Origin of the sequence: Legionella drancourtii LLAP12 (assembly GCF_000162755.2) — a bacterium.
Classification (GTDB): Bacteria; Pseudomonadota; Gammaproteobacteria; order Legionellales; family Legionellaceae; genus Legionella; species Legionella drancourtii.
The window spans coordinates 12253-17491 of record NZ_JH413797.1 but is presented as its reverse complement, the minus strand read 5'-3'; the positions used below and the strand labels follow the sequence as shown (position 1 = coordinate 17491).

Below are 5239 nucleotides of genomic sequence, written 5' to 3'. Positions count from 1 at the left end.
GTTAAAATCCCCAACGCAACTCAAGCCAAAAAACATCCGCCAATAACTCGCCCACTAATTCACCTCATCGTTCTCCTTACAGCTCTCCTGAAGAATCAACAAGAAAATCACATCTTCGTAATTTTTTCCTTGAGAACTCACCCAAGATGCCGCGAAAACGTTCTAAAGAATTCCCAGAAACGAATCAAAGTAATAATACTCCCCCCTAAAAATTTATGCCCTAGAAATGTTATTTTAAGTAGCCTGAACACAGGCTACCTTTCGTCGTTTACTTTGCTAATTGTTTTTTTAAGAACAACAAACACGCTTTAGTGTAAGCTTCCTGCTTACATAATAAATTCAAGGAATTCATTGCATTTTTGGCCTTATTTCGATGAGAAAGGATACTTGCATCATCAAGATTACCATCAGTCCTTACCTTCATCTGTGTGTTACTGAGTAACGCTTTAATGCCGATGGAGCTGATTTGATTGTAACTAACATCCAAATGTTTTAACGTCCTCATTGTAGCCAGAGTCAATGCCCCTACATCACCAATATGATTATTACTAAGGAAAAGGTACTCCGCGGGTATATTTACCAAAGCACTTGCACCCTCATCACCAATAGTGTTATTCGAAAGATCAAGAAACCATAGAGAATTCATTTTTGCCAAGGCAATAGCTCCAGCATCACCAAGGAAATTATTATCAACAGACAAATACTTGATTGTACTACTTACAGATAAAGCTTGAGCACTCTCCTCATCCAGACCACAATTACCTACTGAAAGAAAGAAAAGATTACTTGTTTGTGCTAAAGCATTTAAGCCTTCATTTCTTATCGGATTATGATCAAGGTACAAAAGACTCAAATTAGGCATTTTGGCAATAAGCTTAGCCCCATCACTGTCTATTTTGTTACCATAAAGATCAAGACTAATTAACGATTCGTTTTTATCGATCGACGCAAGCGCATCGTTATAAAGATGATTGTTTGCCAAACCTAAATATTTTAATGTTCCATTTTGAATTAAGGCCTGTGCCCCCTCGCGACCAATTAAATTGTTTTGCAGCGAAAGCATGGTCAATGTCGTGTTTTTTGCTAAAGCTTTAGCAGCGCGCATACCAACTTGGTTGTCATCAAGATAAAGTAAATCTAGCGTAGTATTCTTTGCTAAGGCTTCCGCGCCAAACAAACCAATCCGATTATCATTAAGTTGGAGCTCCGTTAATAAAGTACTTTTTGCCAAGGCAGCTGCCCCAAGTGAACCAATGTAATTATGATTGAGTGAAAGGCTGACTAAAGAGGAACTTTGTGCTAAAGCCTCGGCGCCAATTGCGCTAATGTGATTGTAGCTAAGATCGAGCTCCTGGAGCTGCGTATTAGCAGCTAATAATTCTACCCCTAAATCATTAATATCATTATTTGCAAGCCATAGTTTCGTGATTTGTGGATGTTCATCAAGGTAAGTAAGAATTTGTGGGATATCACGATTATGCAATTTACAGTAGCTCAAGTGGAGGTAACTTTCATAAACATACTCATCTATCTTTTCAAGACACCCGTTTTTCCTTTTTGCAGAATAAGTTCCTTCTTCTTTGGCAAAGACAGATGAGCTCATTACCCCAATTATCAAAGCAAGACAAAAAGCTGATTTTCTAATCATTAATACAGTTCCTTTTGTTATAAGGTCTGTTGACATATATGGCCCCTAATATCCAATGAAATTTAATGCCTTCATAAAAAGGACAATAAAACGCATTTAGTATAATGATAAAAAAATTTTATGCTAGTTAGCTAGGTTAACTCACGGTGACTGAAAGTCATTACTTGTATGCAATAAATCAGCGAACTATACTGATGATAAGGGATATTGAATATATAGATGAATGTTACATATGGGTGAACTCATAGAATATGGACATAGCAACAGGTTGCTCAAAAAAATTAAATGAAGCCGAGGCGGTACGAGAAGCCTACAATCAACTCACTGAAAAGATGGGTATCCCCTCATTCTTATTTGTTCTTTCAACAGCTACTTATAACAACAAAATAATCATGCATGAACTGAATGCGCTTATGGATAATACTAAACTTATCGGGGGTACCAGTTGCATAGGCTTATTTACAGAAAGAGGATATTGCAGTGAGAACAACCGAGCCCTGGGTTTATTAGGCCTCAAGGATGATAAGGGTTGTTTTGGGATTGCGGCTTTGTCATTGAGTGATCATCCTTTAAGCGATGGGCAAGAAGTCATAAAAAAGGCATTAAACAATGCGGGACGACTTGGCGAATTGCCAACCATGATATTACTTACTAGCGCCCCCGGACATGAAGAAGACTTAATCAATGGCATTATGAGTGTAGTCGGTGTAAATGTGCCGATTTTTGGTGGAACGTCTGCAGATAATACAATATCAGGATTGTGGCAACAATTTTGTGGTGAGGATATCTATCAAAATGGCATAGCCGTTGCCGTAATTTATGCTTCTCAAGCAATCGGATACGCATTCCATAATGGATATATCCCAACGAAACAGACGGGTATTGTAACCAAAACAACGGGACGCATTATCAATACTATTGATAATAAACCAGCGGCTGAAATATATAACCAATGGTCTGGAGGACTGATTCAAAGTGTCTTAGGGACTGATTCAAATATTCTTGCCCTCTCTACGTTTCATCCGTTGGGTCATGAGGTGGGTAAGATTGGTACTATACCTTACTATAACTTATCTCATCCCAGTGAAATTTTTACAGATGGGTCCATGAATTTTTTTTCTAGTATTCAGGAGAATGATAGGGTTGTATTCATGACAGGAACAAAAGAGAGTCTTAAAACCAGGATAAAACGCGTCATCCATTTAGCAAAGGAAAATTATTCACACAATGGTGATCAAAAACCTAAAGGGGCATTTATTGTTTATTGTGCTGGATGCTTTTTAGCGATTCAAGATGAAATCCAGGATGTTATCGACAATGTGTATTCTGAATTGCCTACTGAACCATTTTTTGGCATGTTTAGTTTTGGAGAACAAGGGTGCTTATACGGTGGAGAAAATCGTCATGGTAATTTAATGATTTCTGCAATTATTTTTGGATGACACCATGGACAGGTCTCTATTAAATACTGAAGAACTCTATGAAGCACTCATTGAATTAGAAAATGAGCGGGTTATTTCTAATAAAATTAATCAAGAATCTGAGAATCTTTTAAAAGGATTAAAGATTTTGGTTGAACGATTTAATGAAAAAAATATTCTAGTAGACATTATCTCTGTTTTGCGGGATATCGTTGGATGTGAAGACATCATCGTTATGAATGCTGATGTACGTCGTATCTTAAGAACACAGGCAGCAACATCAGACTTTTTTTATGATATGCAATTGGAGCCACAAGTATTTTTGAATCGGGTGCTAAAAGGCGATCTATCTATTTCGTTTGATACGAAAGCCATACCCGAATGGCAGTCGCAATCAGAACATTTGAGGAATCGAATAAAATCGGTCATTCATATCGGATTAGATTTTAATGAGAAAGAAACGCTATTGATCTGCTGTGATTCTCGAAGTAATTTTTTTAATCGTTCACATGCTGATTTAATTAAGCGGTACTCTACATTGATTACTCAAGCATTGATCAATATGAGTTCACAAGAAAAAATCACTGTTTTAAATGCTAATTTAATGAGTATGGCTCATCAAGCAGGTATGGCGGAGGTTGCAGTTTCTGTAATACATAATGTTGGGAATGTTCTGAATAGTGTAGGTGTTTCTGTTGGGATAATAAAAGAAAGTATGAGTAATTCTATATATCAGAAAATTGGATTACTCACGGATATGTTAAAAAAACATCAATCTAATTTAATTGAATATTTTCAAAATGATGAACAAGGAAAATTAATACCAGACTATTTAATGCTTTTATTTGCAGAAATACAACGGAATAAATTGATACTGGATAATGAAGTGAATGATTTACAGCAGCATTATCATCTAATTAAAGACATATTAAGTGCCGAGGATGAGCTAACTGGCCCAAAATCCGTGAGTGAACCTGTATCTTTAGCTGAAGTAATGGATTCATCAATTCATACTGTGATGAGGACAGACTCTATGCTTACAAAGAACATCACCCTAAATAAAGACTATCGATACACATCTTCTATCATGACCAATAAAACAAACCTGATGCAGATATTTGTTAATTTATTGAAAAATGCTAAAGAATCAGTCATGGAATTAAAAGAAGACATGCCTAGAAAAATTAATATTAGTATTGCACGAAAAAAAAATTTAAATGAAGTCGAGCTGCGTATCAAGGACAATGGTATAGGTATTTTGCCTGAAAACTTATCCAAAATCTTTACCTTTGGCTTTACCACGAAGCAAAATGGCCATGGATTTGGCTTACATAATAGCGCTCTTATTGCGAAACAATTAGGCGGAACGCTTGAGGTTGAAAGTGATGGCTTTGGTAATGGAGCTCTATTTATCCTGACATTGCCTATTGATAAAGAGGGGGTTAGACAAATGAAGGATAAATCATGACGAACATGGAACCTCTTAAAATCATCGTAATTGATGACAACAAGGCCATTCATAAAGACTTTATCAAAACATTATCGTTTACTGAAGTAAATAAACAATCTGATATTGAAAAAAATTATTTGGTGACATTCCCCAAAAAAATAAAAATATATTACCCCATTTTCAAATCGACACCGCGTTACAAGGCCAAGAAGGCGTTAAGCTCATTAAAAAAGCATTTAAAGACGGCAATCCTTATGCGCTGGCATTTGTAGACATTCGCATGCCTCCAGGATGGGATGGGATTGAAACAATCAAGCACATCTGGAAAATAGATCCGGAAATACAAATGGTCATTTGTACCGCATACTCCGATTATTCCTGGGAAGAAACTGTAGAACAATTAGGGAAAAAAGATAACCTGCTCATATTAAAAAAACCGTTTGATAACATTTCAGTACGTCAATTAGCTTATTCGCTGACCAAAAAATGGCAGCTCCTACAAGAAAGACGTAACTATACGAAAAGACTGGAACAGCAGGTTAAAGAACGCACAAGCTCACTTCAAGAACTGCTTTCGGTTACCAGAGGCACACTGGAATCCTCCGCTGACGGCATTCTTGTTTTAGATCGTGACAACTATGTTGTTGATTACAATCTCAAGTTGCTTGAAATGTGCAACATACCACAGAGCATTATTGATACCCGTCAAGGCGAGCGGAG

General features: G+C 36.7%; 5 protein-coding genes. 4 read left to right on the top strand and 1 reads right to left on the bottom strand.

The window, feature by feature from the left end:
- Positions 1–268: 268 nt before the first annotated feature.
- On the bottom strand, positions 269–1684 hold the full coding sequence (locus LDG_RS01570; protein ID WP_083821354.1) for a leucine-rich repeat domain-containing protein: 1416 nt from the start codon (positions 1682–1684) through the stop codon (positions 269–271).
- Between the two features lie 215 nt (positions 1685–1899).
- Between LDG_RS01570 and LDG_RS01565 the strand changes: the two genes are divergently transcribed.
- The 4 genes from LDG_RS01565 to LDG_RS18275 form a co-directional block, all read left to right on the top strand.
- A complete protein-coding gene (locus LDG_RS01565; RefSeq protein WP_006869335.1) occupies positions 1900–3090 on the top strand; it encodes an FIST signal transduction protein in 1191 nt (396 codons plus the stop codon).
- 4 nt (positions 3091–3094) lie between these two features.
- Positions 3095–4537: a sensor histidine kinase gene (locus tag LDG_RS18285; protein WP_006869334.1), complete on the top strand. Its 1443-nt coding sequence runs from the start codon at positions 3095–3097 to the stop codon at positions 4535–4537.
- Complete coding sequence (locus LDG_RS19985) at positions 4534–4791, top strand: hypothetical protein (RefSeq protein ID WP_006869333.1); 258 nt, start codon at positions 4534–4536, stop codon at positions 4789–4791. Before LDG_RS18285 ends, LDG_RS19985 begins: the two co-directional genes overlap by 4 nt.
- Positions 4686–5239: response regulator (locus LDG_RS18275; RefSeq protein ID WP_324602954.1), on the top strand; the 554-nt coding region annotated here is incomplete at its 3' end. The genes LDG_RS19985 and LDG_RS18275, both read left to right, overlap by 106 nt.